Source organism: Ochrobactrum sp. SFR4, assembly GCF_019730395.1.
In the GTDB taxonomy this organism is placed as follows: domain Bacteria; phylum Pseudomonadota; class Alphaproteobacteria; order Rhizobiales; family Rhizobiaceae; genus Pseudochrobactrum.
The window spans coordinates 1-500 of the sequence record NZ_JAAPBB010000154.1; the positions used below are offsets into that span (position 1 = coordinate 1).

1 protein-coding gene is annotated in these 500 nt (G+C 53.8%); it reads right to left on the minus strand.

Features of this window, described 5'->3' with window-relative positions:
- Positions 1–500: thiamine phosphate synthase (gene thiE / locus HBA93_RS18325; RefSeq protein WP_221724253.1), on the minus strand; the 500-nt coding region annotated here is incomplete at both ends.

Consider the following 500-nt stretch of genomic DNA (forward strand, 5'->3'; position numbering starts at 1 on the left):
GGAAATGAGCAATCGCCGCATTGAAGGCACGCGCTTCCTGTTCAGGACTCTCCTGACCGCAAATTGCAGACACCACAGCCAGACCATCAACACCGGTCGCCAGCACATCCTCCACATGCGGCAGCTTAATGCCGCCGATTGCCACAGCTGGCAGGCCGTTGTGCGAGTAAACCCGTTTCAACCCGTCAAAACCGATGGAAGGTGCGCAGTTCTTTTTGGTAGCGGTCGGGAAAACTGGGCCGATGCCGAGATAATCGACCACAGCACTATCCGCTTTAGTGGCCATTTCCGCGGTCTGCACCGACAGACCGAGGATCATATCCGCCCCGATTTTTGTCCGCACCTGTTCCGGTGAGCCATCATGCTGGCCGATATGCAAACCATCAGCATTGATAGCAATGGCAACCTCAATATTGTCATTGATAATCAGCTTGGCATTAGTGCCTTCAAGCGCCGCTTTCAATGCTTTGGCAGTTTCAAGCATCTCCTGCTGGTTAGCA